Source organism: Vibrio sp. 1401, from assembly GCF_033340295.1.
Window position 1 is genome coordinate 1 of the sequence record NZ_JAWOWF010000109.1, and the last position, 1,587, is coordinate 1,587.

A 1,587-nucleotide genomic window follows, 5' to 3' on the forward strand; every position below is an offset into this window, starting at 1 on the left:
TAAGGAGGTGATCCAGCGCCAGGTTCCCCTAGCGCTACCTTGTTACGACTTCACCCCAGTCATGAACCACAAAGTGGTAAGCGTCCCCCCGAAGGTTAAACTACCTACTTCTTTTGCAGCCCACTCCCATGGTGTGACGGGCGGTGTGTACAAGGCCCGGGAACGTATTCACCGTGGCATTCTGATCCACGATTACTAGCGATTCCGACTTCATGGAGTCGAGTTGCAGACTCCAATCCGGACTACGACGCACTTTTTGGGATTCGCTCACTTTCGCAAGTTGGCCGCCCTCTGTATGCGCCATTGTAGCACGTGTGTAGCCCTACTCGTAAGGGCCATGATGACTTGACGTCGTCCCCACCTTCCTCCGGTTTATCACCGGCAGTCTCCCTGGAGTTCCCGACATTACTCGCTGGCAAACAAGGATAAGGGTTGCGCTCGTTGCGGGACTTAACCCAACATTTCACAACACGAGCTGACGACAGCCATGCAGCACCTGTCTCAGAGTTCCCGAAGGCACCAATCCATCTCTGGAAAGTTCTCTGGATGTCAAGAGTAGGTAAGGTTCTTCGCGTTGCATCGAATTAAACCACATGCTCCACCGCTTGTGCGGGCCCCCGTCAATTCATTTGAGTTTTAATCTTGCGACCGTACTCCCCAGGCGGTCTACTTAACGCGTTAGCTCCGAAAGCCACGGCTCAAGGCCACAACCTCCAAGTAGACATCGTTTACGGCGTGGACTACCAGGGTATCTAATCCTGTTTGCTCCCCACGCTTTCGCATCTGAGTGTCAGTATCTGTCCAGGGGGCCGCCTTCGCCACCGGTATTCCTTCAGATCTCTACGCATTTCACCGCTACACCTGAAATTCTACCCCCCTCTACAGTACTCTAGTCTGCCAGTTTCAAATGCTATTCCGAGGTTGAGCCCCGGGCTTTCACATCTGACTTAACAAACCACCTGCATGCGCTTTACGCCCAGTAATTCCGATTAACGCTCGCACCCTCCGTATTACCGCGGCTGCTGGCACGGAGTTAGCCGGTGCTTCTTCTGTCGCTAACGTCAAATAATGCAGCTATTAACTACACTACCTTCCTCACGACTGAAAGTGCTTTACAACCCGAAGGCCTTCTTCACACACGCGGCATGGCTGCATCAGGCTTGCGCCCATTGTGCAATATTCCCCACTGCTGCCTCCCGTAGGAGTCTGGACCGTGTCTCAGTTCCAGTGTGGCTGATCATCCTCTCAGACCAGCTAGGGATCGTCGCCTTGGTGAGCCCTTACCTCACCAACTAGCTAATCCCACCTAGGCATATCCTGACGCGAGAGGCCCGAAGGTCCCCCTCTTTGGCCCGTAGGCATCATGCGGTATTAGCCATCGTTTCCAATGGTTATCCCCCACATCAGGGCAATTTCCTAGGCATTACTCACCCGTCCGCCGCTCGACGCCGTTATCGTTCCCCGAAGGTTCAGATAACTCGTTTCCGCTCGACTTGCATGTGTTAGGCCTGCCGCCAGCGTTCAATCTGAGCCATGATCAAACTCTTCAATTTAAGATTTTGTTCGGCTCAATGAATACTGAACATT

General features: G+C 53.2%; 1 rRNA gene. It reads right to left on the minus strand.

What is annotated here, in order from left to right:
- Nucleotides 1-1,553, minus strand: a 16S ribosomal RNA gene (locus tag R7Z77_RS23900).
- Nucleotides 1,554-1,587: the final 34 nt, after the last annotated feature.